Consider the following 24,165-nt stretch of genomic DNA (forward strand, 5'->3'; position numbering starts at 1 on the left):
GGCGATTCATCCTACGCAGTCGACGCTGGCGGGGAAACGCACAGCACCGCACAATGGCTATGCCGATTTCGCACAAGCGTGGACTGATATGAATCCCAATCAACTGACCGATCAGCTCGGGTTGTTCCTTGATGTGCTGGAAAGCGGCAGTTTTTCCGCCGCCTCGCGCCGTCATCCGCTGACGCCTTCAGCCGTCGCCCGGCGCATCGACAGCCTCGAAAGTGCCGTCGGCAGTCAATTGTTCATCCGCAGTACCCACGCCGTGCGTGCCACGCCGGCCGGCCTGGCATTTGCCGAACGGGCGCGGCGCATTGTCGCCGAGCTGCAACTGGCCCGGGCCGAAGCGGTATCCCTGAGCAGCGCGCCGGAGGGGCTGATTCGAATTGATGCACCAGCGGCCTTCGGGCGTCGACACCTGGCGCCAGTGATTGCCGATTTTCTGGTGCTGTACCCGGGGCTGGATGTGCAGCTGCACCTGATCGACAGCTTCGTCGACATGGCCGGGTCGAACCTGGGCAAAGTCGATCTGGTATTGCGCGCCGGGCAACTGGCAGATACGCGACTGGTCGCCACACCGCTGGCGAGCATGGTGCGCATCGCCTGCGCGAGCCCCGACTATCTCAAACGCCGTGGCGTGCCGAATGCGCCCGCACAGTTGAGCGAACACGACGGTCTCGACTGGGACGGACTGGCCCCGCCATTCGCCTGGCGGTTTGAACAAAACGGGCAGATGCAGCTGCATCGACCGGCACGCATCCGCATGAGCGCCAACAATGCCGAAGCTTTAGTGTGCGGCGCATTGGCCGGGCTGGGCATTGCCCATCTGCCGACCTGGCTGGCCAGCGAGTACCTGCTACGCGGCGAACTGATCCCGCTGTTTTGCGAGAATGGCCTGCCGGAGCCAGAGACCACGGGCATCTATGCCTTGCGCATGGAACAACAAACCAACTCGCGCAGCCGCCTGCTGCTGGAATACCTGAAAACCCGCTTCAGCCCGGTACCGCCATGGGATCTTGCGTTACAACGCGACTTCGGCCGGCACTGATGGCCTGATAATTATCTGGCGCATTAAACATTCGGGCGCTAGATTCGTGGGCATGACTGATCAAGGCTCTGACATGACCATCGACCGCACCACCCCTGACGTTTGCGAAGAACTGCTGCTGGACAACCAGGCCTGCTTCGCCCTGCATTCCACATCGTTGATGATGACCAAGGTCTACAAGCCGCTGTTGCAGGCGCTGGGCCTGACCTACCCGCAGTACCTGGCGATGATGGTGTTGTGGGAGAAGGATGGTTTGACGGTTGGAGAAATCAGCACGCGACTGCTGACAGATCCGGGGTCACTGACGCCGCTGCTCAAACGGCTGGAAGGCGAAGGGCTGCTCAGCCGCACGCGCAGCCGCGAGGACGAGCGAGTGGTGATCGTTGAGCTCACCGAGCAGGGTCGCGCATTGAAGGATCAGGCCCGAAGCGTGCCGCCGTGCATCCTGGGCGCCAGCGGTTTCAGCCTTGAGCGTTTGCAGAATCTGCAATCAGAACTGCAGGCTCTACGCAGCCATCTGCAGGACAGCCTGACCTGAAACTCGCTTTCTCTGGATCTCATCTTCTTCTGGATTCTCCCCCAGATTGAAATTTTTTCGCAGGCGGGGATGCCTCCTTCAGCGCTCTATTTCAACTCTCCCAGCCAATCGGACTACTCCGTTCACCCTCGTGATCGGTTTTTTTCAAAAATTTATCTTGCGCACTAAATACTTGCGAGCTACCTTTATCTCGCACTTACTTAGCGCGCAAACAATTAGCGCAAAAAAACTCACTCATCGAGGCTCACACCATGCAAACTCTCTACACTGCAATCGCAACCTCCACTGGCGGCCGTGACGGTCGTGCGGTCTCCAGCGACAACATCCTCGACGTCAAACTCGCCACCCCGAAAGAACTCGGCGGTGCCGGCGGCGCGGCGACCAACCCTGAGCAATTGTTTGCCGCCGGCTACTCGGCCTGCTTCATCGGCGCACTGAAATTCGTCGCCAGCCAGACCAAGCGCAAGATCCCGGACGATGCGTCGATCACTGCCCACGTTGGCATTGGCCAGATCCCCGGCGGTTTCGGTCTGGATATCGACCTGCACATCAGCCTGCCGGGCCTTGAGCAAGCCGACGCACAAAGCCTGGTCGAAGCGGCTCACCAGGTCTGCCCGTACTCCAACGCCACCCGCGGCAATGTCGATGTACGCCTGCACGTGACCGTGTAATTGGCCTGAAGCAAAAATCGCAGGCACAAAAAAGCCCGACTCAATGGTCGGGCTTTTTCTTTTCCGTAAAAGCAGTGCTTATTTGGCACGGCCTTTGTAGGAACCGCCTTCGCGGGTATCGATCTCGATCATGTCGCCGATTTCGATGAAGTCAGCAACCGACAGCTCGGTACCGTTCTTCAGTTTGGCAGGCTTCATCACTTTGCCGGAAGTGTCACCGCGAGCGGAACCTTCGGTGTAGTCAACCTGACGCACGATAGTGGTCGGCAGCTCTACGGAAACCAGACGCTCTTCGAAGAACACGGCTTCGCAAACGTCGGTCATGCCTTCTTCAACGAAAGGCAGAACGCTTTCGATGTCTTCGGCATTCAGTTCGTACATGGTGTAGTCGGTGGTGTCCATGAACGTGTAGGTGTCACCGCTGATGAAAGACAGGGTGGCTTCTTTACGATCCAGGATCACGTCGTCCAGTTTGTCGTCCGCACCGTAAACGGTTTCGGTCTTGTAACCGGTCAGCAGGTTTTTCAGCTTGGTCTTCATGATCGCGCTGTTACGGCCCGACTTGGTGAATTCAGCTTTCTGAACCAGCCAAGGATCGTTGTCGATACGGATCACGGTACCGGGTTTGAGTTCTTTACCAGTTTTCATTGCGAATATCCGAATTTGGATGGGATTTACAAAAATCTAGGCCGCGTATCATATCCAATTTACATAAAACTGTACCAGCGCCGTGGCAAGATCCGCCTGCAAGCCTTGTTCCAGACACCACGCTTCGGCATTTTCCTGCAGCTGCGGCCAATGTTTACGGGCGGCGAGCCAGTGTTCACCTATCGGCTGCCCTGCACTCCACGCTCGCCACAGACCGTTCATCGCCTCGGCGGCGCCCGGTGAAAGGCCTTTGGTGTACAGCGCAAGGAAGGCATCAAGCTTGTCCAGATGGATGTCTTCGTCCTGCTGATAGATGTGCCAGAGCATCGGGCGCCCCGCCCACTGTGCCCGCACGAACGAATCCTCGCCGCGCACCGCGTTGAAATCGCAGCACCAAAGCAGACGGTCGTATTGATCCTGACGGACGAACGGCAGCACTTGCACGGTCAGTGACTGGCGCACATGAATAGCGCCGACCGTCAGGCTTTCCACGCCGAGCCAGCGCGCAACGTCGCCAAGGATTCGGCCTTCCGGCACCAGCAAGTGGGTTGGTTGTGCGTCGGCAGACAACACCTTGAGCCAACTGGCCAATCCTGCATTCTCGTAGGCAAACAGCGAAACCAGCTGCGCCTCGGGCGCACGATCAATTCCCAGGCCTTGCAGGAATTGTCGCTGCGCCTGGAGATCCTGTTGAAACTGCCGACACTGCTCGAGCAATCCACGCTCACGCAGCAGTCCACCGGTACCTGGCTGGAACCCCGGAAAGAAGAAGAACTTCTGCACCGATTTGTATTTGACCGAAGGCAACCCGTGACAACCGGTCACCCAGTCTTCAGCGCTCAGATAGTCCAGATTCATCCACAGCAGCGGTTTTTCCCGCGCGGCCATGGCGTCCATGTAAGCGCCCGGCAACTGGCAGGCAAATGCCGCGATCACCACGTCACCGGCCTCGGTCGGCAACCACTCGCCCGGCCAGTGCCGCACATCCACACCTTGCTGAAATTGCTGCGCAGCATCGATGTCGATCTCTGGGCAAAGACGTTCGAACGCACGCAGGTCATCGACCCACAAGCGTACCGCCAGCGAGTGTTCGGCCACCAGTTGCCGGGCCAGACGCCAGGTCACGCCAATGTCGCCAAAGTTGTCGACCACGGTGCAAAAAATATCCCAGCGGGTGTTCACTTCCGGCATTCAAGACTCCCGTTGGCAAAAGCGCTGATTGTCCGCATAAATGAGCTCGCGCAGAAGAGCCGACGCCGATTAATCTTCGTGCGACAATCGCCACTTGCCCGCAATCGTCCGCCAGGAGGCAGCCATGCCCTATCGTCCCAACCCACGTCGCCCCTTGCCTGTCCAGCTTAGCGCGCTGCAATTGACCGGCAGCATTGCCCTGGGATTGTGGCTGGGCTTTCTCGCCATTGCGCTGACTTGCTGGTTGCTCTCGCGTTTTCTGTTCAATGAGCAACTGGCGCCCGTCGCGCAAGCGGTGCAGCAACTGGCCAATCCGCCAGCCGTGCAGCAGGTGCCGGACATTCCACCGCAAAGTCCGTTGTTTGATCAGTACGAAGAAAACCTGCGCAAGAACGAGCAGCAGGCTCGACTGGATCAGGCACGCGGCAACAGCCGTAATCAGTCGAACCCCAAATGTCAGTTCTGGCTGCAACAGGACCAGACCGCGCCGAGCGAGAAAAGCCGCGCCAATGTTTTGCAATTCTGCGATTGATCATGAATAAACAGACTGTCCACCAATTGATTCTCGACAAATTGCGCGTCGACCTCGACATCGCCGAACGCGCCGCGCAGACCGCTTACGAAACCGCGACTCACGAAGAGAACATCGCCGAAAACAAATACGACACACTGGGACTTGAGGCGTCTTATCTGGCAGCCGGGCAAGCAAAACGCGTCGAGGAGATTCGTCAGTCACTGGCCCTGTGCCAGAACCTTACGCTGCGCGCCTATGACGAAAACCGAGGAATAGAGATCGGTGCACTGCTCGGTCTGGAAGATGAGAAAGGTCGCGAGCAATGGCTGTTTCTGGCGCCGGATGCGGCAGGCTTGAAAGTCGACGTGGTCGGTCAGCCGATTACCGTCATCACCCCGCGCTCGCCACTGGGCAAAAGTTTGCTGGGCAAGTTCGAGGGCGATGAGGTGGAAATTCTGGTGGCGGGTACTCGGCAACAGTTTGCTGTCACCGAGGTGCTCTGAAACAACGGATCAGTGAACCGGCAGTTCGACGCCGTCGAACAACTCTTCCAGTTCCTGCTTGTTGTGGCACTGAATGGCTTTGGCCATGACTTCGCGGGTCAGGTGCGGGGCAAACTTCTCGATGAAATCGCACATGAAACCGCGCAGGAAAGTGCCGCGACGGAAACCGATCTTGGTGATGCTCGACTCGAACAGTTCGCTGGCATCAAGTACGACCAGGTCGCTGTCGAGTTTGGTATCGACGGCCATTTTCGCCACGATACCCACACCCAGACCCAGACGCACGTAGGTTTTGATCACGTCGGCGTCAGCGGCGGTGAACACCACTTTCGGCGTCAGGCCACGATGGCTGAAGGCTTCGTCGAGTTTCGAACGGCCGGTGAAACCGAACACGTAGGTCACGATCGGGTATTCGGCCAAGGCTTCGAGGGTCAGCTTCGGCAGCTTGGTCAGGGGGTGGCCTTGCGGCACGACCACGCAACGGTTCCAGCGGTAGCACGGCATCATCACCAGGTCACCGAACAACTCCAGCGCTTCGGTGGCAATGGCGAAATCGACGGTGCCGTCAGCAGCCATTTCGGCGATCTGCATCGGCGAGCCCTGATGCATGTGCAGCGCCACGTCCGGGTATTGCTTGATGAAGTTGCTGATCACCGGCGGCAGCGCATAACGTGCCTGGGTATGGGTGGTGGCGATCGACAGGGTGCCTTTCTTCTCGTTGGAGAATTCCTGGGCGATCTGCTTGATGCTTTCAACCTTGCGCAGAATCTCACCGGCGGTGGTGATGATGCGCTCGCCGGCCGGGGTGACGCGGGTCAGGTGTTTGCCGCTGCGGGCAAACACTTCGACGCCGAGTTCGTCTTCCAGCAGACGGATTTGCTTACTGATGCCCGGTTGCGAGGTGTAAAGGCTTTGGGCTGTAGCGGAAACGTTGAGGTCGTGGTGCGCCACTTCCCAGATGTAGCGCAATTGTTGAAGCTTCATATGAATCCCTCAAAGCAGGTAGACGCCACGGGCATCAGCGACGGTATATAACTATATTAATGGTTTGAAGAATAAATCTAGAACTTTTTTATCAAAGTGCCATTATTCTTGCTTCAGCGATCCTCCCGCCGCCGCCGCTCCACCAGAGGCACCAGATAGACCGGCACCTTGGCCAGTTGAAGCACTCGAGCCGCCGTGCGCCCCAATGGGGTTTCGGCCCCAACGCCGTGGCTGTGGCTACCTACGATCAGCAAATCGACCGAGAGTTTCTGCACCTGGTCGAGAATCACCTGCGACGGATCGCCCTGCAGCACGCGCACCGCGCGAATGCGCTGCAGATCCTGCTCGCCCTCGTCTCCCAGTTCTTCGCGAAAACTCTCCAGCACCCGCTGCTCGATATTGGCGATGACTGTTTTCAGACCCTCGCTGTGAAATTCGTTCAATGCCTGCTCGTCGAGATAACTCTGCAACACCGACTCGGCAAACAGCCCCATCGGCTCCACCGCGTGCACCACGTACAAGTCGGCATTGAACGTTCGCGCCAACGCCAGAGCGTGCTGCATCACTAACGGTGCGTACAGACCGAGGTCAGTGGCATACAGCATCGAACGAATCATATGACCTCCTCGCAAGCCAACATGGCGGAGATTTGATTCAGCTTAGCAGTGCCTTGGCGAGTACGACGTGCGACGCAACGTCTTGAAGCACAGGGATTTAGATCGACGGTTCGTTACTGATGCCGTGGGGCACATGGCCGGTGGCGACGACGTCGCGGGCGAGTTCGCAATGACCGGCCTGATCGTCGAAGAACACGTCGGCGGCAAAGGCTTCGAGGAAGGCCGACTTGGTCAACCCGCCGAGGAACAGCGACTCATCAAGACGGATGTCCCACTCGCGCAATGTGCGGATCACCCGCTCATGGGCCGGCGCCGAACGTGCCGTGACCAGCGCTGTGCGGATCGGGCAGTCGTCGTCGGGAAACTCGCGCTGCAACAGATTGAGCGCCGCCAGAAAGCCCTTGAACGGCCCGCCGCGCAAGGGCTCGCGCGCCGATTCGCGCTCCTTGGCCTGAAACGCTTCCAGGCCGCCGGACTGATAAATGCGCTCCGACTCGTCGGAAAAAATCACCGCGTCACCGTCGAAGGCGATGCGCAATTCATCGCTGGCCGCACGACTGGCGCCGCCCGACAGAATCGTCGCAGCGGCGAAACCGGCCTCCAGCGCCGCACGCACATCTTCGGCATGGGTAGAAAGAAACAGGTCACAACCGAACGCTTTGAGATACGGATAAGGACTGCGCCCGCCAACAAACGCCGCACGGGAAATCGCCAGACCGTAGTGATGAATCGAGTTGAAAACGCGCAGACCGGTGTCGGCACTGTTGCGCGACACCAGAATCACCTCGACCCGCGCGCGACCGAGACGACTGTTCAGGCTCAAGAGTTTTTCCACCAGCGGAAAGGCATCGCCGGGCGCGAGAATTTCGTCTTCGTGTTCGATCTGATATTGCCGATAGGCTTCGACGCCGCTCGACAGGTAAACCTTGTGGCTCTCGCTCAGGTCGAACAACGCACGCGACGAAATCGCCAGCACCAGTTTGTCATCGATGTTCTTGGCCATGCCTTCCCCCGGATTGACCGATCAGCGATTGCGTCGGTCGATAAAACACAGATTGCGATACAGCGCTTCGATACGCGGCAATTCACACCCCGCCGCTTTGGCTGCGGCCAGGGGCCGGGCGTAAATCGCCTCAAGTTCAAGCGGCCGCTTGTGCAGAAAATCGTGGTACATGCTCGGCCAGTAATCGGGCATCTTTTCGGTCATCTGGAATAGAAAACCGGCGTAACCCGGCGGCATGTCGTGACCGCAGGCCTTGGCGCCCTGCACCACTTCCGCCATCAGTGCCTGAATCAACACGCGGCTGTCAGGGTCGGCCATCAGCGGCGTGGTGCCGGCATTGAGCAAAACCGAGAGTCCGTTGTAAGGAATATTCCAGACCAGTTTCTGCCAGCGCGCCTGATGCAGATTGGGCATCGCCTGGGAGTCCAGACCAGCGCGGCGAAACAGCTCCGAGCCTGCCTCGACGATCGCCATGCGTGCGGCATCGTCGATGGCCGGGCCGCTGTGATAACCCACGTTGACCGCCCCCAGCGCCTGATGGATGATCTGCCCGGGCCCGTCGCGATGCACGCAGATCAGGCACAGACCACCGAGCAGATGCAGGGAGTCGGGGAGTAACGCACGCAAACTGTCTTCGACGTCCAGACCGTTTTGCAGCAACAGCACTTTTGCATCCGCTTTGGCCGCTTGAATGATCGCCGGCGCCAGATCGGCGTTACTGGTGGTTTTGGCACCGACCAGCAGCCAGTCACACTTGGGCATGTCTTCGGCCGCAGAATAAGCCTGCGCAGGGTTTAGCGTCAGTTGGCCATGCACCGCGCTGTTCACCTGCAAACCTCGTTCGGCCACGGCAGAAAACTCGCTGCGCAGCAAAAAGTGCACGTCGAATCCGGCCCGCGCCAGCATCACCCCGTAGAAACCACCAATCGCGCCGGTGCCGATAATCCCCACCACCGGTTTGTTCACTGCCCCCATCATGGCAACTCCTCTGCAATTCGACCCAGTGCCTGCGTCAGCGCCGCGTTGAGCGCGTCAGCCGTCAGGCGCGTGTGCAATGCCCCAAAGAACTCACCGTCGCGCACGACAAACAGCGCCGGCAAATGAAAGACCTGATAACGCTCCACCAACCCGCCGTTGTTACCGGCATCGATCCAGCACAATCGGTCGATCGCCAGATCGAATCCAGGCAGTACCTCACGGGCGAACCGGCAACTGGCGCAGCCGACGCTGGTGAATATCACCAGGGAAACGCCGCTCATCGCCAGCAGCCGTTGGTCGGCGTCGAAATCGGTCAGTTCGGATTCGACCACTATACTGGGGGAAACAATGTCAAATGGCCGACACAGGGAGTCTGTGCTCATGGGACGTTTCATTCCTCATCCGGACGAGGTGCCGGTTGAATTAACCTTGCTCAAACCTGAGTGTATTTCCAGGCAACAACTGCACACTATCAGCCTCGGCGGCATCGCTTGCAATTACCACCGCGCCTGGCGACACGGCACGGCGCTGCAGGTGCGCATGCCGACACTCAATGCCGACATCTGCTATCCGGGCTATGTCGCCTGGTGCCTGCGGCGCAAAAAAGGCTATCTGGTGGGGATCGCGTTTACCGATGAGCAGACGCTGTTCAGCGCGCGAATGGGTGAGCAGGTGTGTCAGATCGAGCGGTTTTGCCGGATGAACGACCCCCACGATGACCTTCAGGATATTCAGGCGCTGGCCCTGCAATGGGTCGAACAACACGCCGACGAGTTCTCCCACGACAGCGTCAGCAAGGCTTTTGCCCAGCCAGTACTGGATTAAAGCGGCGTTTGCCCATTGTCGAGCAGGCGCGTAACGCGCTAAGGTTCCGCTCCCCGACGCGCTTAAATCTGCTGTGCTCCGCCGCGCGGGGATCGCTGGCGGCCGGCACCCGTGACCTGACGAGTAAACGATGGCTGATTTACCGATCAACGACCTAAACGTCGCCTCTAACGAGACCCTGATCACTCCCGATCAGCTCAAGCGTGATATCCCTTTGAGCGACGCTGCCCTGCGCACCGTCACCAAGGGCCGCGAAGTCATTCGCAACATTCTTGATGGCACCGACCACCGTCTGTTCGTAGTGATCGGCCCGTGCTCGATCCACGACATCAAGGCTGCCCACGAATACGCCGACCGCCTGAAGGTACTGGCGGCGGAAGTCTCCGATACCCTGTATCTGGTCATGCGTGTGTATTTCGAGAAGCCGCGCACCACCGTCGGCTGGAAAGGCCTGATCAACGATCCGTATCTGGATGACTCGTTCAAGATTCAGGACGGTCTGCACATCGGTCGTCAGTTGCTGCTGGATCTGGCCGAAAAAGGCCTGCCAACCGCCACCGAAGCCCTCGACCCGATCTCCCCGCAGTACCTGCAGGACCTGATCAGCTGGTCGGCCATCGGCGCGCGTACCACCGAATCCCAGACTCACCGTGAAATGGCTTCGGGCCTGTCCTCGGCTGTGGGCTTCAAGAACGGCACCGATGGCGGCCTGACCGTCGCGATCAACGCCTTGCAGTCGGTCTCCAGCCCGCACCGTTTCCTCGGTATCAACCAGGAAGGTGGCGTGTCGATCGTCACCACCAAAGGCAACGCCTACGGCCACGTGGTGCTGCGCGGTGGCAACGGCAAGCCAAACTACGATTCGGTCAGCGTTGCCCTGTGCGAGCAGGCGCTGAACAAAGCGAAGATCAAGCCGAACATCATGGTCGATTGCAGCCACGCCAACTCCAACAAGGATCCGGCCCTGCAACCGCTGGTGATGGAAAACGTCGCCAACCAGATCCTCGAAGGCAACCAATCGATCATCGGCCTGATGGTCGAGAGTCATTTGAACTGGGGCTGCCAGGCGATTCCGAAAGACCTCGCCGACCTGCAATACGGCGTGTCGATCACCGATGCCTGCATCGATTGGTCCGCCACCGAGAACACCCTGCGCAGCATGCACGCCAAACTCAAGGACGTGCTGCCGAAGCGTCAGCGCAGCTGATCGGCGTTTCGCAGGCATAAAAAAACGCCGGGCATTGCCCGGCGTTTTTGTGTGTGCAGTTTTTTCAGATCTTCGCGGCGCGCCGTTGGTGGCGCTCCATGTAGCGCTCGACGTAGGAGCACGACGGAATCACCGTGTAGCCCATTTCTTCGGCGTATTGCAGCGCGCTTTCAGTCAGCGCTGCGGCAATGCCACGCCCGCGCAGGGCATTGGGCACAAACGTGCGATAGATATCCAGGGTCTGTTTTCCCAGATCCATATAGGTCAGGTAGGCACGATGACCGTCCACACTGGTCTCGAACTGATGACCAGCCTGGTCATGGTGGATGGACAACGCCTCGCTCATCACTACTCCTCGCGGGTCTTGAATTCTGACCCCTACCTTACCGATGTTTTTCCGGCGAAGGAACATCTACGCCACCCCGTGCCTGCTGGACACCGAGAAGAGCCACACCGATCTCGCGTAACCGAGCACCTGATAAATAGTAGGCACCATTGGCAAAAATGCTCAAGGTGCGCTCGTCATCAGACGGGTTGGCGGCGGTGGCTCCGTTGGACGCAGGGGTGGCTTGGGAGATTATCTTCCCCGGCCGGTCACCTGAACATTGCCGGATGTTGAGACTTAAGACGTGCGACTTTGTTTAAAGTCACCTCAAGAGGGACAAAGATAGGTGACGCATCACGCAAAATCGCAACGAAAGTATGGACGAATTGATATAGGCAGACTTTAGCCATTGCCTGCAAAACAGCACGTGACAACGGGAACTTTTTCTCAATAACTCGCTCTGCGCGGGGCTTGCAGCTGGATATTTTTTAAACAGTGCAGTTAAAAGTTGCTCGAAAAAGAATCAACGCCTACAATTTTTTTTGCTTCTTGCCTTACGTCAGTTTACTTACTACAAGTAATGGGTAGTATGTACGCCGGCTATTTCCTCAATCGGAGGAGACAGCCACTTAATTGAAAGTCCTTGAAGGGGAACACGATGAACAACGTTCTGAAATTCTCTGCTCTGGCTCTGGCCGCAGTTCTGGCTACCGGTTGCAGCAGCGCATCGAAAGAAACCGAAGCACGTCTGACCGCTACTGAAGACGCAGCTGCTCGCTCCCAGGCTCGTGCAGACGAAGCTTACCGTAAAGCTGATGAAGCTCTGGCTGCTGCTCAAAAAGCACAACAGACTGCTGACGAAGCTAACGAGCGTGCTCTGCGCATGCTGGACAAAGCTAGCCGCAAGTAATAATCCCTCGGGATTGTTATCAAGCCGACCCGTTTTTCGGGTCGGCTTTTTTGTGCCCGGAGTTTTTGTCCGGGCACAAAAAAACCCGCCGGCGCGCGAGGCGTCGGCGGGTTCTGGATCAGCCTGTTACTGCTGCAGGTCGATCGGTGCGCTCGAGACAATCGGCGCCGAAGTATTCGGCGTGCCGATCTCGGTTGGCAGACCATCTTCGGCCGCAACAACGTCGCGTACCACATCCCAGTTCATGCGCAGGTTGTTGGTGATGTCGTCACGCTTGAGCATCGCGTTGATCACCGCCGTGTGCTTGTCGACCACCGACGGGTTGCCCTTGTCGTCGATTGGCGTGTGCGCTTCGAGATAGACCTTGCCGCCACTGCGCCCGAACTTGTACGCATCGTTGAGAATACGCACCGAAGTGCCGACCGGCACCATGCTGGCCATTTCCAGCACGTTGTTGTTGAACATGCGGAAGCAGCCGTGACTGGTGCGCATGCCGATGCCGAACTTCTTGTTCGAACCATGGATCAGGTAGCCCGGCGTGCCGAGGGTGAACTTGAACGGCCCCAGCGGGTTGTCAGGACCGGCCGGCACCACGTTTGGCAACGGATCACCATCAGCGGCGTGCTCAGCCTTGATCGACGCTGGAGGCGTCCAGGTCGGGTTCGGCGTCTTGGCCGTGATCGAGGTATGCGCAATCGGCGAACCCCAACCTTCACGACCGATGCCCAGCGGGAAGGTGTACACCACGCTCCGGCCTTTCGGGAAATAGTAGAGTCGGTATTCGGCGAGGTTGATCACTATGCCTTCGCGCGGGCCCGGCGGCAGAATGAAGCGCGTCGGCAGAACGATTTCGGTGCCGGCACCCGGCAACCAGGCATCGACGCCCGGGTTGGCCGCGACCATTTCCGAATAGCCCAGATCGTACTTCGTGCCCAGGTCGGCGAAGGTGTCTTCGTACTTGGCTTTGATCACCTGCACCTGGCCGATGATGTCTTCACCGGGTGGTGGCAGGGGAAACTCCAATGCAGCAACGGGACCGGCCACACACAGGGCGGCAAGTGACAGGCAGCGGGTGACGGCAGGAAAGCGCGGCAACATCCGGAAAATCCTTCGCATGATCAACAAGGGTATAAGAGCGCGATTGTACACCGCACTTTGAATATTCGGGGAGACAGCCCGATAGGCTGGCAAAACTCTTCATGTTGGAGCTGCCGAAGGCTCGGCCGCGATCAGACGCCCTTATTCGACTAAAGCTCGAAACGCAGTTCCGGCCAGATCGGCGAAGTCCCGCGCTTCTGCGACTCGAGAATCGCCCGGCACAAAGAGCACAGACGCTGATCCTGAAACACCCGACGATCCACGCTCGACCAGCGTGGTTGCGCCGGCAGCAGACTGCCGCAGAGGGTGCGATCGGCCGAGCCGCCGAGTTCAAGTTGACGGGTCACCAGATGCACCCGCACTTCCTGGCAGGCGAACAGATCCAGCTGCTCGTCAGGCTCGATCAGTTGGTAGGCAAACAGGGACCAGGCAGAACGCGACATCGGGGGCTCCAAATAAGGGGGCGCCACATTAGCCGAAAGCCTGCCCTTAGAAAAGCCTCATAACAGCGGTTTTAGCGTCGGCCAGACATTTTCCAGCAACTTGCCCTGAGCCCCGGCTGCCGGGTGCAGACCGTCGGCCTGCATCAGGTCGGGATGACCGCCCACGCCGTCGAGGAAAAACGGCACCAGCGGGATCTTTTTGACCAACACTTAAGCTTAGAAAATTAGGGAGCCCGATACGTTTGTCGGATTTGGACGGCAGAACCATAAGGTCACACCAATTCCATATTGACATCACCTTGTATGCACATAGACTCTCCTCGATTAACCCCACCTCTGATAAGGAAATCCCATTATGAAAAATCGTTCCTTTTTGGTACCTATGGCTACCTTGGCTGCGGCTGTTGCCACTGAACAGGCTTCAGCGTCGGCACCTCACGAGATCGTCGAAACCACCATCGACCAAACAATCTCAATCCAAACGCCTCCTCCAAGTGAAAACCTTTCGGTACGCAGTGGCAATGACCTATTCGAGTTCGTGTTAAAACGCGGTGACCAAGGTCAATTTATGGCCTATCACAGCTCCCATAGCTCCCACTCATCTCACAGCTCCCACAGCTCTCATCATTCGGGCTCCTGACATGGGACGCGAGGTGACGCTCGTATATGACGAGCAGCTTTACGAAGCACAAGTGCTGCAAAAAGCTGCTTATCGGGCAATGAACTCGCTGACGGTTGATATTACGTGCGCTGACGGTAAATTCAGCTGCGTTTTGTCCTCAAATATCGGCGTCGAAGAGCCTTCATTTCTACTCGCTGTTCAAGAATTCAAGAAGGACGTGATCGACTACCAACTGCGCCACCAGTTGAATGCTGAAACGTTGCCCATCAAAAATCTGATCCTTGGACTGGCCTTCTCGAAAACCGGACTGATCAGTGAGTAAATTTCAGAAGCTGGATTTCTATGCTCAGCAACGCCCTTACGAGCTGCTGCCGTTCAAATTCGACCGTTTGAATGACTGCCAATACGTCATTACCAATATGGCGGGCGAGTACCAAGTCCTGCCAATGCCGGTGCTCGAACAGCTGATCAACAGAACGCTATCGTTTACATCAGAGCTGATCCCAACACTACGTTCGAAGCAGTTCATCCGATTTCCTGAAGAGCAAGCACCTCTCCAGCTACTCGCTCTCAAGATTCGCACCCGTTTGTCTAGGCTGGCTCAGTTCACAAATCTGCACATCTTTGTAGTAACCCTTCGATGTGACCATAGCTGCCCCTATTGCCAAGTCTCACGGCAATCGGAAAGCAGAGATGAATTCGACATGACCTCAGAGATGGCTGACCGGTCGTTGGATTTCGTTTTCATGTCACCGAATCCGGCCATCAAAATTGAGTTTCAGGGCGGGGAGCCCTTGCTGAATTTTGAGATGGTGAAGTACGTTGTCCTTGAGGCTGAAAGACGCAATCTCAAAGAAGGCCGTGACCTTCAGTTCGTGATTGCAACCACGCTTTCACTGTTAACTGATGAAATGCTCATTTTTTGCAAGCAGCACCGCATTGTTCTTTCATCATCCCTCGACGGACCGATGAATCTCCACAACGCCAATCGCCCACGCCCCGGACGGGACAGTCACCAACGTTTCGAAGAAGGGTTAACGAAAGCGCGCGCAGCACTCGGGTACGATCAAGTATCTGCTCTGATGACGACCACCGACAAAAGCCTACCCCACGTAAGGGCCATCATTGATGATTACCTGCGTCTCGGCTTTGATGGGATATTTCTCCGAACTCTCTCGCCATATGGCTTCGCAATCAAGACCAAGAAATTTCTGGCATATGACACTGAACGCTGGCTAGACTTTTTCAAAGAAGGTCTTGATTACATCATCGAGCTGAACAAATCCGGCATACGTTTTGTGGAGCAGTACTCATCGCTTGTGCTGGCAAAAATGCTCACATCAACAGATCCCGGATTCGTTGATCTGATGACCCCCGCAGGTGCTGGAATTGCTGCCATCGTGTTCAATTATGATGGCTCCGTCTACGCTTCAGATGAGAGTCGCATGCTTGCTGAGATGGGCGACTACACCTTCAGATTAGGCAACATTCTGGAACAATCCTATGAGGATATCATCCTCTCAGATCAGCTCTTAGATGCATTGGAAGAGTCCTTCACACTGAGTTCTCCCATGTGCTCAGACTGCGCATTTGAACCCTTCTGCGGCTCAGAACCTGTTTACCACCACGCCATGCAAAACGATCTGGTAGGAAGAAAGCCAGAATCCTCTTTTTGTAAGCGGAACATGGCGATCTTCAAACACCTCATTGAATTGATGGAAAACGACGAAGATACGAAGCGAATTTTTATGGGGTGGGCGAATCGATGCTGAAGCTCAGCGGAAAAATAATCCGTATTCATGCAGTTGATGTCTCGAAGGATCTCACGCTAATCAAGGTCTCCACTAACCGAAACCTTCCCGAAATCCTACGAAGAGAAATGGCCTACCTGGTGACCGGATACCCGATCCCCATCGGATTTGCTCACTATCTTCTGACTGAGCAGCATCAGGATTTGGCTCAAGAACTCCCAATGGGTTCCGACCATTCGGTCCTGCCGAATGACTATGGCTACATTGATAACAATGACATTGTCCGGCTTTCCGCTGATCGTCAAAGCATACGGGTTCTGTTTCGGGCCTCGTCGCCGAACAACAGCATTCTGCTGACTGAGCAGTGCAACAACTATTGCCTTATGTGTTCACAACCTCCTAAAGCAGCCGATGACTCATGGATACTCGATGAAATTGAAAGCTTGATTCCATTGATTCCTAAGGAAACCCGCGAGCTGGGATTCACTGGTGGGGAGCCTACGACCAATAAGGAGCGGTTTCTTAAAATCATTAGCCTGACAAAAAGCTATTTACCAAGAACCGCCATCCATATCCTTTCGAACGGAAGAAGCTTTAAAGACTCGGACTTTGCTGAAAAATACGCGTCGATAGGAATACCCGATGCGATGGTCGGCATTCCCGTCTATTCAGACGATCCAACGCTGCATGACTACATCGTGCAAGCTCGAGGCGCATTCGACGAAACCATCCGAGGCATTCTGAACCTGAAACGCTTGGGGCAGAAGGTTGAGATTCGGGTCGTCTTGCACAAGCTGTCAATTCAGCGGCTTCCTCAGTTATGTGAGTTCATTGCGCGCAATCTCTTGTTCGTTGATCAGGTTGCTTTGATGGGGCTTGAAATGATGGGGTTTACTCGCGCTAATCTCGACGAGCTATGGATTGATCCCATCGAGTACAAAGACATCCTCAGCAAATCAGTGCAGATTCTTACCAAATATGGAATGAACGTTTCGGTCTACAACCATCAGTTGTGTCTGGTTAACGCAGACATTCTTCCGTACTACCGAAAGTCAATCAGCGACTGGAAAAATGAGTTTGCGCCGGAATGCCTGACCTGCAGAAAGCAAAGCGAATGCGGAGGCTTTTTCTCGTCAGGGATCAAATTTGGATACAGCAAACAACTTTCGCCTTTCTGACGCCTTCGCAGAGCTATATCAAAGCAGCGGTTTTAGCGTCGGCCAGACATTTTCCAGCAACTTGCTCTGAGCCCCGGCTGCCGGGTGCAGACCGTCGGCCTGCATCAGGTCGGGATGACCGCCCACGCCGTCGAGGAAAAACGGCACCAGCGGGATCTTTTTGTCGTCGGCGAGTTTGCCGTAGACCTCGGCGAAGGCGTCGGTGTAGCGCTTGCCGTAATTGGGCGGCAATTGCATGCCGAGCAACAACACCTTGGCACCGCTCTGGCGGGAACTGTCGATCATCGAGGCAAGATTTTGTTGCAATTGCGCTGGCGGCATTCCGCGCAGGCCGTCGTTACCCCCAAGTTCGAGGATCACCAGCTCAGGCTTATGCTCTGCAAGCAGTGCCGGCAGGCGCGCCTGGCCTCCGGCACTGGTGTCGCCACTGATGGAGGCATTGACCACTTTGTCGTCAAAACCCTCCTTTTTGAGCCGTTGCTCCAGCAGCGATACCCACCCCAGGCGGGTATCCAGTCCGAAACCGGCGCTGATACTATCGCCAACGATCAGGACAGTACCCGCCGCTGCGTTCTGGGCCATGCACATCAAGGCCAGGCCAGCACTCAAAAACCACACACGCATCGGATTCTCCATGGGCGCAAGCATTCTCACCGCGAAGAACCTCAGCAAAGTGGTTCCCAGCGCGGAAGGTGAACTGACTATCCTGCACGAACTCAGCCTGGAACTGAACAAGGGCGACAGCCTGGCCATCGTCGGCGCGTCCGGTTCCGGCAAATCCACCCTCCTCGGCCTGCTCGCCGGCCTCGACTTGCCGAGCAGCGGCGAAGTCACCCTTGCCGGGCAGAGCCTGAGCAACCTCGATGAAGATCAGCGTGCACGGATCCGCGCCGAGCATGTCGGTTTTGTCTTTCAGTCGTTCCAGTTGCTCGACAGCCTCAACGCCCTGGAAAACGTCATGCTGCCGCTGGAGCTCGATGGCCGCAAAGATGCCCGCGAGCGGGCGACGGAGCTGCTCCAGCGCGTCGGCCTCGGCCAGCGCCTGACCCATTCTCCGCGCCAGCTCTCCGGTGGCGAGCAACAACGGGTGGCAATCGCCCGCGCGTTTGCCGCCGAACCGGACGTGCTGTTTGCCGATGAGCCCACCGGCAATCTCGACAGCCACACCGGTGAGCGCATCAGCGACTTGCTCTTCGAACTGAACAAGGAACGCGGCACCACCCTGGTGCTGGTGACCCACGACGAACGCCTGGCCCATCGCTGCCGGCGCCTGATCCGTCTTGAAGCCGGCCTGTTGGTCGCCCCTCTGGAGCCTTGATGGCACGTCTGCCGCTGTTGCGTCTGTTCAGTCTCGCCATCCGCCAATTACTGCGCGATGCCCGCGCCGGGGAATTGCGGGTGTTGTTCTTCGCCCTGGTTGTCGCCGTGGCGGCAAGCACGGCCATCGGTTACTTCGGCGCGCGCCTCAATGGCGCGATGATGCTGCGGGCCACCGAATTTCTCGGCGCCGATCTGGTGCTTGAAGGTAGCTCGCCGGCCCGTGAGGAACAGATACGGAGCGGTACCGAACTGCGCTTGCAGCATGCGCAAGTGGTGGAGTTTTCCAGCGTCATCGCCACCGACAACGGCATTCAGTTGTCGAGTATCAAAGCCGTCGACCGCGCCTATCCGCTGCGTGGCGAGCTGAAAAGTGCGCCGGCGCCCTTCGCGGCAGAGCAACCCGGCGGCGAACCGCAGCCCGGCGAAGCCTGGGTCGAGGCACGCCTGCTGACCGCGCTGGATCTGAAGATCGGCGACAGCATCGACGTCGGCATGAAGACGTTGAAACTGACTCGCGTGCTGACGTATGAACCGGATCGCGCCGGCAACTTCTACAGCCTGACACCCCGGGTGATGATCAACCTCGATGACCTTGCCGCTACTGGCGTGGTGCAGCCCGGCAGCCGGGTGAGCTACCGGGACTTGTGGCGCGGCGAACCGCAGGGGCTGGAAACCTATCGCCAGCTGATCAAACCGGGCCTGGCGGCGAACCAACGGATTCAGGATGCGCGCGACGGCAATCGGCAGATTGGCGGCGCACTGGGCAAGGCCGAGCGTTACTTGAACATGGCCAGCCTGGTCGCGGTATTGCTGGCAGGCGTCGCCGTGGCGTTGTCGGCTAATCGCTTCGCCAGTCGGCGTTTCGATGCCAGTGCCTTGCTGCGTTGCCTCGGCTTGTCACGCCGGGAAACCATGCTGCTGTTCAGTGTGCAACTGACCGTGCTCGGGCTGTTCGCTGCACTCAGCGGGGCGTTGCTCGGCTGGCTGGCGCAATTGGGACTGTTCGCGCTGTTGCATGATTTGCTACCGACGGATGTTCCACCGGGTGGTCTTTTTCCGGCCATCGCCGGGATCGGCACCGGGCTGGTGGCGCTGGCCGGGTTTGCCCTGCCGCCACTCGCGGCGCTGGGTCGAGTGCCGCCGCTGCGCGTGTTACGTCGTGACATGCTGCCCATCCCGTCGAGTACCTGGATGGTTTATGGCGCGGCGCTCGGCGCGCTCGGCCTGATCATGTGGCGCCTGAGCCTCGATCTGCTGCTGACCTTTGCCTTGCTTGGCGGTGGCGTGCTGGCCGCGTTGGTGCTGGGCAGCTTGCTGTTGTTGCTGCTTAAAAGTTTGCGGCGGATGCTCGCCCGAGCGTCCTTGCCGTGGCGTCTTGGCCTTGGCCAACTGCTGCGGCATCCATTGGCGGCAGCCGGTCAATCGCTGGCGTTCGGCTTGATTCTTCTGTCCATGGCACTGATCGCCCTGCTGCGCGGCGAACTGCTCGACACCTGGCAAAACCAGTTGCCGAAAAACGCGCCGAACTACTTCGCGCTGAACATTCTACCGGCGGATAAACAGGCCTTTACCGATCACCTGATCAATGTTTCGGCCCAAGCCGCACCTTTGTACCCGGTGGTTCCGGGACGACTGATCAGCATCAACGGCGAACCGGTGCAGCAAATCGTCAGCAAGGATTCAGCCGGCGACCGCGCGGTGCAACGTGACCTGAGTCTGACCTGGGCGGCGGATTTGCCGGCAGGCAACAAACTCATCGCGGGTGAATGGTGGAAGGATCAGCCAACCGACGATGTACCGGGTGTCTCGGTGGAAGGCAAAGTTGCCGAGAGCCTCAAACTCAAACTCGGCGATCACATGGTGTTCAGTGTCGGCGGGATCAATCGTGAAGCGAAAGTCACCAGCCTGCGCGAGATAAACTGGGACAATTTCCAGCCGAACTTCTTCATGATCTTCCAGCCCGGCACCCTGAAGGATCTGCCGGCGACCTACCTGACCAGTTTCTATCTGGCGCCCGGTCACGATCAGCAGATCGTCGAACTGTCGCGAGCCTTCCCGGCGGTGACCATCCTGCAGGTTGAGGCGTTGCTCGAACAACTGCGCAGCATCCTCGCCCAAGTGACACTGGCCGTGGAGTACGTGTTGTTGTTTGTTCTGGCGGCGGGCATGGCGGTGCTGTTTTCCGGCCTGCAAGCAACGCTGGATGAGCGCATCCGCCAAGGTGCGCTGTTGCGTGCGCTGGGCGCGGAGCGGCAGTTGTTGATCAAGGCACGGCGTATCGAGTTCGGATTGCTCGGAGCAGTGAGTGGTTTGCTCGCGGCCATCGGTTCGGAAATCGTCAGTCTGGTGTTGTACCGCTACGCCTTCGACCTGCCGTGGCATCCGCATCCGTGGCTGCTGGTGCTGCCACTGATTGGCGCCGCACTGATCGGTGGCGCCGGCGTGTTCGGCACACGCCGGGCCTTGAATGCAAGTCCGCTGACAGTGTTGCGTGAGGGTTGATAGACTCCAGTCGTCCTGATCACAAGAAGTTGCCATGAGCCGTTACCGCCCTCCCCGCACCGCCGGCACCGCGCTGATCACCCCTGAAGGTGAAGCGCGGATGCGTGCCGAGTTCCATGAGCTGTGGCATGTGCGCCGTCCGCAAGTGACGCAATCGGTCAGCGAGGCGGCGGCTCAGGGCGACCGCTCGGAAAACGCCGAATACACCTACGGTAAAAAGATGCTGCGCGAGATCGACAGCCGCGTGCGCTTTCTGACCAAACGTCTGGAAGCGCTCAAGGTTGTCAGCGAAAAACCCAGTGACCCGAACAAGGTGTACTTCGGCGCCTGGGTGACCATCGAGGAAGAGGACGGCAAGCAATCGCGCTACCGCATCGTCGGCCCGGATGAACTGGATCTGAAACTGGGTCTGATCAGCATTGACTCACCGCTGGCCCGCGCCCTGATCGGCAAGGCACTGGACGCGGAAGTGCGGGTGCAGACGCCGACCGGCGAGCAGTTCGTTTATATCGTGGCAATCGAATACCCGTAAACCGCATCAGCGGCGGGTGATCAAACCCTGCCGCGCAACACGGGTCAGTTGCCTGATCATTTCCGGGGCATCTTCAGCACTCGGCGCCTGAATCACGGCCAGATCGAAACTGTCACTGGCGAAACGCGCCAGTGACTCGCCGTCTTCAACAAACTGAATCAGGAACGCGGCAGGACCGCCACTGCGACGTGGCCAGCCATCGAGATAACGCAACAGCGTCGGCTGATGTTTACCGCCAAGAAGGATTTTCGGGTTGCGCTGAGTGACATGTGCCGTGATCGGCGCGGGACGAGCTGGAGGGCGTAGTGCATTCATCGTGTCGTGTCTCTGCCTCAAAAGTCTGCATGGCAGGTGAGAGGCAACACCGAACCAGCGCTTTAGCGGTATTTCGAAGCCCTGTTCCGGCTTCTGACGGCAACTGCAAATGAGTCACCTGGCGCCCCGCAAGTAGCTGTTTAAATCGGCGCATACGCGGCATCCTAGAGAACGTGACCGGCCGGTGTCAAGAATCAGCCGCAACAAAAAAGGCCCGCACAATGCGGGCCTTTTACTTGAGTCAGAGCGCTTAACCGGCGATGGCGCGATCCACCGAGAGCTTACCCGCACCTTCGATCAGTACCGCGATGCTGCCACCGAGCAGGGCCAGAGCAAATTCGTAGCCGTTGTTGGCCATGAACAAGCCGTTGCCGATGTGCACGGTGAAGATCGCCACCAGCGACAGGAAGGTCAGACCCAGCGCCGCCGGGCGCACCAGCAGGCCGATGATCAAAGCCAGACCGGCGAAGAACTCGGTACCGCCGGCCAACGTGGCCATCACGTAACCCGGGTGCAAACCGATGCTGTCCATGTACTGCGCGGTGCCGGCGAGACCGTAGCCACCGAACAGGCCGAAGAGCTTCTGCGAGCCGTGGGCGGCGAAGATCACACCGACCGCGATACGCAGAACAGTCAGGCCGTAACCGGCGCGAGTGAACAATACCTTGTTGATCAGAGAGCTCATGTTGCGTTCCTTGTTGTGAGAAGTGCTTGTTGGTTGGCCGCTATATTAATCAGTTAATTTCATGTTAAAAGCGCAAATATTCCGCCATAACAATCAGTTTATTAGATCATTTTCGTGAGACCACTTTCTGCCCTCCGGGCTCCAACGACTCTCGCTCCCGGTCGAACGCCAAGTAATACTTGTTCACGCTATTAACATAGCTGACCGGCCCCATACCCACCTGCTCCATGGCGATGCGTTCGACCTGGAAGAACCACTGATTGGGGTTGAGCCCGCGCCGCCGGGCTTCAGCGCGCATGCCCTGCACCCGCTCCGGGCCAATGTTGTAAGCCGCCAGCGTGAAAGCCATGCGCTCGCGCTCATTGAGCTTCGGGCTGTTGAAAAACTTGCGGCGAATCATCGCCAGGTACTTGGCCCCGGCCTGAACATTGGCATCGAGATTCTGGATATTGTTCACGCCAACCCGCTGTGCTGCAGACGGTGTGATCTGCATCAGACCGGTCGGGCCACTGCCGCTGCGCACATTGGGTTGCAGGGCCGATTCCTTGAACGCCAGCGCGGCCAGATTGAGCCAATCCATGCTCTGAGCGTCGGCATGTTTTTGCAGGGTCGGACGGAGTTTTTCCAGACGCTGGCGATCCGCCTTGGCCAGCGGATAGTGAACTTGATAAAGGCGTCGATAGATACGCAGGAACGCAGCATCTTCGTTCGAAGGTTTTTTGTAGCCGGTCAGAAAGCGGTCGATGCTCGCCCGCAGCATCGAGGCATCACGGCGTACAAACCAGTATTCCTCGCCCGGTTCACTGATCATCAACTGCCGGTCAAAACGCAATTTCGGCAGGATCTTGCCCCAGCGCTCGGCAATCGGTTGCTCGACGATGGTCAGATGAAAAATCCCGCCCTGAACCATTTCCAGCACGTCTTCGACCGCCAGCGTCGGATCGACCCATTCGATCTTGATCGGCGCCAGTTTGTGCAACGCGAGTTTTTGGTTGAGTTGACTGACCGCCTCACCCGCCGCGCTGCCGGTGGGCAAGGCCAGGGTTTTGCCGGAAAGCTGTTCGACCTTGGTGTAGCGCCGCTCGCCCTTGATGCCGACCAGGATCAGCGGCACGTTGCTGGCAATCGGTTCACTGCTGGCGACCGCGTGCCCCGGTTGCAGATCGAGCAATTCACCCGGCGCGACCAGATCACCTTCGCCACGCTGCAATGCGCCGAGCAGTTGATCCTTGGCTTTGGGAATGATCTTGAGGGTGATTTCCTGACCGTCACGGGCGTGACCGTTGAGGTATTGCTCGAAGGCGCGCAGGCGATGGTATTCGATGCCGATGGGCTGCCCCTGGACTTCGCCGGAGCTATTGCGGCTCTGGTTGACCAGCACGCGCAACACGCGGCTGCTGCGAATCTCCGACAAATCCCGCACCTTGGCGGCCGGCACAGCTTGCAGCGGCCCGGGCAGGCGCGCAACTGCCGTCATCGGCAGCAGCAACGAACCACACAACAGCAACAAAACCGAGGGACGAACCATCCACTCTCCGGAAAGAATACGGGGCGATTTCACCGCTGAACGGTCGATATCACCGACGAAAAACAGAGCGCCTGAGCGCTGGCAAAGTGCGAGAGACTGGCACAGTGATGGCATTTCTGCCAACCCGAGCGGCGTCGCGGCATCAAAAGACAGCTATAACTCGTTGTAGTTCTTGGCTTTTCTTATGAATCTACAGCTCTGGTATGCTTCCCGGCCTTCGGCCCGAGGTAGC

The 24,165-nt window shown here is 57.9% G+C and carries 29 protein-coding genes and 1 pseudogene; 15 read left to right on the top strand and 15 right to left on the bottom strand.

The features are described 5' to 3' along the window. The first annotated feature begins 88 nt into the window (after positions 1 to 88). The 3 genes from F2P67_RS23570 (at position 89) to F2P67_RS23580 (ending at position 2,254) form a co-directional block, all read left to right on the top strand. On the top strand, positions 89 to 1,045 hold the full coding sequence (locus tag F2P67_RS23570; RefSeq protein WP_166224408.1) for a LysR family transcriptional regulator: 957 nt from the start codon (positions 89 to 91) through the stop codon (positions 1,043 to 1,045). 73 nt (positions 1,046 to 1,118) lie between these two features. Beyond that, entirely contained in the window at positions 1,119 to 1,583 is a 465-nt protein-coding gene (locus F2P67_RS23575) for a MarR family winged helix-turn-helix transcriptional regulator (protein WP_166224759.1), read from the top strand. Positions 1,584 to 1,834: 251 nt separating this feature from the next. Next, the gene (locus F2P67_RS23580) at positions 1,835 to 2,254 is read left to right on the top strand and encodes an organic hydroperoxide resistance protein (protein WP_166224411.1); all 420 of its coding nucleotides are present in this window, start codon (positions 1,835 to 1,837) and stop codon (positions 2,252 to 2,254) included. A gap of 78 nt (positions 2,255 to 2,332) precedes the next feature. Here F2P67_RS23580 and F2P67_RS23585 read toward each other — a convergent pair whose 3' ends face one another. Next, positions 2,333 to 2,902 (bottom strand): elongation factor P, encoded by a 570-nt coding sequence (locus tag F2P67_RS23585; RefSeq protein ID WP_003226785.1) that lies wholly within the window; start codon positions 2,900 to 2,902, stop codon positions 2,333 to 2,335. A gap of 48 nt (positions 2,903 to 2,950) precedes the next feature. Then, on the bottom strand, positions 2,951 to 4,093 hold the full coding sequence (gene earP / locus F2P67_RS23590) for an elongation factor P maturation arginine rhamnosyltransferase EarP (RefSeq protein ID WP_166224414.1): 1,143 nt from the start codon (positions 4,091 to 4,093) through the stop codon (positions 2,951 to 2,953). A 124-nt stretch (positions 4,094 to 4,217) separates the two neighbouring features. Between earP and F2P67_RS23595 the strand changes: the two genes are divergently transcribed. Both F2P67_RS23595 and F2P67_RS23600 read left to right on the top strand, forming a co-directional pair. Beyond that, positions 4,218 to 4,625, top strand: a complete 408-nt coding sequence (locus F2P67_RS23595; protein WP_166224417.1) for a hypothetical protein — start codon at positions 4,218 to 4,220, stop codon at positions 4,623 to 4,625. Positions 4,626 to 4,627: 2 nt separating this feature from the next. Further along, positions 4,628 to 5,110, top strand: coding sequence for a GreA/GreB family elongation factor (locus tag F2P67_RS23600; RefSeq protein WP_166224420.1), 483 nt, complete (start codon positions 4,628 to 4,630; stop codon positions 5,108 to 5,110). A gap of 9 nt (positions 5,111 to 5,119) precedes the next feature. Here the strand turns inward: F2P67_RS23600 and cysB are convergent, their stop codons facing one another. From cysB to F2P67_RS23625, 5 genes are all read right to left on the bottom strand, one after another. Further along, the gene (gene cysB / locus F2P67_RS23605; RefSeq protein WP_008079948.1) at positions 5,120 to 6,094 is read right to left on the bottom strand and encodes an HTH-type transcriptional regulator CysB; all 975 of its coding nucleotides are present in this window, start codon (positions 6,092 to 6,094) and stop codon (positions 5,120 to 5,122) included. Positions 6,095 to 6,207: 113 nt separating this feature from the next. After that, positions 6,208 to 6,711 (bottom strand): universal stress protein, encoded by a 504-nt coding sequence (locus tag F2P67_RS23610; protein ID WP_166224423.1) that lies wholly within the window; start codon positions 6,709 to 6,711, stop codon positions 6,208 to 6,210. Between the two features lie 97 nt (positions 6,712 to 6,808). After that, on the bottom strand, positions 6,809 to 7,714 hold the full coding sequence (locus F2P67_RS23615; RefSeq protein ID WP_166224426.1) for a 5'-nucleotidase: 906 nt from the start codon (positions 7,712 to 7,714) through the stop codon (positions 6,809 to 6,811). 21 nt (positions 7,715 to 7,735) lie between these two features. After that, entirely contained in the window at positions 7,736 to 8,692 is a 957-nt protein-coding gene (locus F2P67_RS23620) for a putative 2-dehydropantoate 2-reductase (protein WP_178120952.1), read from the bottom strand. Continuing rightward, on the bottom strand, positions 8,689 to 9,075 hold the full coding sequence (locus F2P67_RS23625; protein WP_166224429.1) for a thioredoxin family protein: 387 nt from the start codon (positions 9,073 to 9,075) through the stop codon (positions 8,689 to 8,691). Before F2P67_RS23625 ends, F2P67_RS23620 begins: the two co-directional genes overlap by 4 nt. On the opposite strand from F2P67_RS23625, the gene F2P67_RS23630 reads away from it, so the two are divergent. Both F2P67_RS23630 and F2P67_RS23635 read left to right on the top strand, forming a co-directional pair. Beyond that, positions 9,074 to 9,517, top strand: a complete 444-nt coding sequence (locus F2P67_RS23630; RefSeq protein ID WP_166224432.1) for a PilZ domain-containing protein — start codon at positions 9,074 to 9,076, stop codon at positions 9,515 to 9,517. The two genes, F2P67_RS23625 and F2P67_RS23630, sit on opposite strands and share 2 nt — an antisense overlap. 130 nt (positions 9,518 to 9,647) lie before the next feature. Next, positions 9,648 to 10,724, top strand: a complete 1,077-nt coding sequence (locus F2P67_RS23635) for a 3-deoxy-7-phosphoheptulonate synthase (protein WP_007908583.1) — start codon at positions 9,648 to 9,650, stop codon at positions 10,722 to 10,724. A 64-nt stretch (positions 10,725 to 10,788) separates the two neighbouring features. Here the strand turns inward: F2P67_RS23635 and F2P67_RS23640 are convergent, their stop codons facing one another. Then, positions 10,789 to 11,070, bottom strand: a complete 282-nt coding sequence (locus tag F2P67_RS23640; RefSeq protein WP_095189182.1) for a GNAT family N-acetyltransferase — start codon at positions 11,068 to 11,070, stop codon at positions 10,789 to 10,791. Positions 11,071 to 11,707: 637 nt separating this feature from the next. Here F2P67_RS23640 and oprI point away from each other — a divergent pair. Next, the gene (gene oprI, locus F2P67_RS23645; RefSeq protein WP_003199355.1) at positions 11,708 to 11,959 is read left to right on the top strand and encodes an outer membrane lipoprotei OprI; all 252 of its coding nucleotides are present in this window, start codon (positions 11,708 to 11,710) and stop codon (positions 11,957 to 11,959) included. Positions 11,960 to 12,085: 126 nt separating this feature from the next. Here the strand turns inward: oprI and F2P67_RS23650 are convergent, their stop codons facing one another. The 3 genes and pseudogenes from F2P67_RS23650 to F2P67_RS23660 form a co-directional block, all read right to left on the bottom strand. After that, entirely contained in the window at positions 12,086 to 13,057 is a 972-nt protein-coding gene (locus tag F2P67_RS23650; protein ID WP_166224435.1) for a L,D-transpeptidase family protein, read from the bottom strand. 149 nt (positions 13,058 to 13,206) lie between these two features. Continuing rightward, positions 13,207 to 13,500, bottom strand: a complete 294-nt coding sequence (locus tag F2P67_RS23655; RefSeq protein ID WP_007908575.1) for a hypothetical protein — start codon at positions 13,498 to 13,500, stop codon at positions 13,207 to 13,209. Positions 13,501 to 13,557: 57 nt separating this feature from the next. Next, a pseudogene (locus F2P67_RS23660) lies at positions 13,558 to 13,701 on the bottom strand (arylesterase); the annotation flags it as partial. Positions 13,702 to 13,855: 154 nt separating this feature from the next. On the opposite strand from F2P67_RS23660, the gene hxsA2 reads away from it, so the two are divergent. Genes hxsA2 through hxsC form a run of 4 tightly spaced genes read left to right on the top strand, consistent with a single transcriptional unit; the run spans position 13,856 to position 17,051 of the window. After that, positions 13,856 to 14,140: a His-Xaa-Ser repeat protein HxsA2 gene (gene hxsA2 / locus F2P67_RS28140; protein ID WP_218583401.1), complete on the top strand. Its 285-nt coding sequence runs from the start codon at positions 13,856 to 13,858 to the stop codon at positions 14,138 to 14,140. A 1-nt stretch (position 14,141) separates the two neighbouring features. After that, positions 14,142 to 14,444, top strand: a complete 303-nt coding sequence (gene hxsD / locus F2P67_RS23665) for a His-Xaa-Ser system protein HxsD (RefSeq protein WP_166224438.1) — start codon at positions 14,142 to 14,144, stop codon at positions 14,442 to 14,444. Next, positions 14,437 to 15,894 carry a His-Xaa-Ser system radical SAM maturase HxsB gene (gene hxsB, locus F2P67_RS23670; RefSeq protein ID WP_166224441.1) on the top strand — a complete coding sequence of 486 codons (1,458 nt, stop codon included), beginning with the start codon at positions 14,437 to 14,439 and terminating at the stop codon, positions 15,892 to 15,894. Before hxsD ends, hxsB begins: the two co-directional genes overlap by 8 nt. After that, positions 15,888 to 17,051, top strand: coding sequence for a His-Xaa-Ser system radical SAM maturase HxsC (gene hxsC / locus F2P67_RS23675; protein WP_166224444.1), 1,164 nt, complete (start codon positions 15,888 to 15,890; stop codon positions 17,049 to 17,051). The genes hxsB and hxsC overlap by 7 nt, the downstream gene beginning before the upstream one ends. Positions 17,052 to 17,069: 18 nt before the next feature. Here hxsC and F2P67_RS23680 read toward each other — a convergent pair whose 3' ends face one another. After that, entirely contained in the window at positions 17,070 to 17,675 is a 606-nt protein-coding gene (locus F2P67_RS23680) for an arylesterase (protein ID WP_166224447.1), read from the bottom strand. Between the two features lie 10 nt (positions 17,676 to 17,685). On the opposite strand from F2P67_RS23680, the gene F2P67_RS23685 reads away from it, so the two are divergent. Genes F2P67_RS23685 through greB form a run of 3 tightly spaced genes read left to right on the top strand, consistent with a single transcriptional unit; the run spans position 17,686 to position 21,405 of the window. Beyond that, complete coding sequence (locus F2P67_RS23685) at positions 17,686 to 18,369, top strand: ABC transporter ATP-binding protein (RefSeq protein WP_103304726.1); 684 nt, start codon at positions 17,686 to 17,688, stop codon at positions 18,367 to 18,369. Beyond that, positions 18,369 to 20,873 (top strand): ABC transporter permease, encoded by a 2,505-nt coding sequence (locus F2P67_RS23690; protein WP_166224450.1) that lies wholly within the window; start codon positions 18,369 to 18,371, stop codon positions 20,871 to 20,873. Before F2P67_RS23685 ends, F2P67_RS23690 begins: the two co-directional genes overlap by 1 nt. 34 nt (positions 20,874 to 20,907) lie before the next feature. Beyond that, the gene (gene greB, locus F2P67_RS23695; protein WP_166224453.1) at positions 20,908 to 21,405 is read left to right on the top strand and encodes a transcription elongation factor GreB; all 498 of its coding nucleotides are present in this window, start codon (positions 20,908 to 20,910) and stop codon (positions 21,403 to 21,405) included. Positions 21,406 to 21,411: 6 nt separating this feature from the next. Here greB and F2P67_RS23700 read toward each other — a convergent pair whose 3' ends face one another. The 3 genes from F2P67_RS23700 to F2P67_RS23710 form a co-directional block, all read right to left on the bottom strand. Next, positions 21,412 to 21,720, bottom strand: a complete 309-nt coding sequence (locus F2P67_RS23700; protein ID WP_166224456.1) for a class I SAM-dependent methyltransferase — start codon at positions 21,718 to 21,720, stop codon at positions 21,412 to 21,414. Positions 21,721 to 21,970: 250 nt separating this feature from the next. Beyond that, positions 21,971 to 22,405 carry a DoxX family protein gene (locus F2P67_RS23705; protein ID WP_166224459.1) on the bottom strand — a complete coding sequence of 145 codons (435 nt, stop codon included), beginning with the start codon at positions 22,403 to 22,405 and terminating at the stop codon, positions 21,971 to 21,973. Between the two features lie 106 nt (positions 22,406 to 22,511). Next, positions 22,512 to 23,933, bottom strand: a complete 1,422-nt coding sequence (locus F2P67_RS23710; RefSeq protein WP_166224462.1) for an MltF family protein — start codon at positions 23,931 to 23,933, stop codon at positions 22,512 to 22,514. Positions 23,934 to 24,165 lie beyond the last annotated feature (232 nt).

It is taken from the genome of Pseudomonas atagonensis (assembly GCF_011369485.1).
GTDB lineage: Bacteria > Pseudomonadota > Gammaproteobacteria > Pseudomonadales > Pseudomonadaceae > Aquipseudomonas > Aquipseudomonas atagonensis.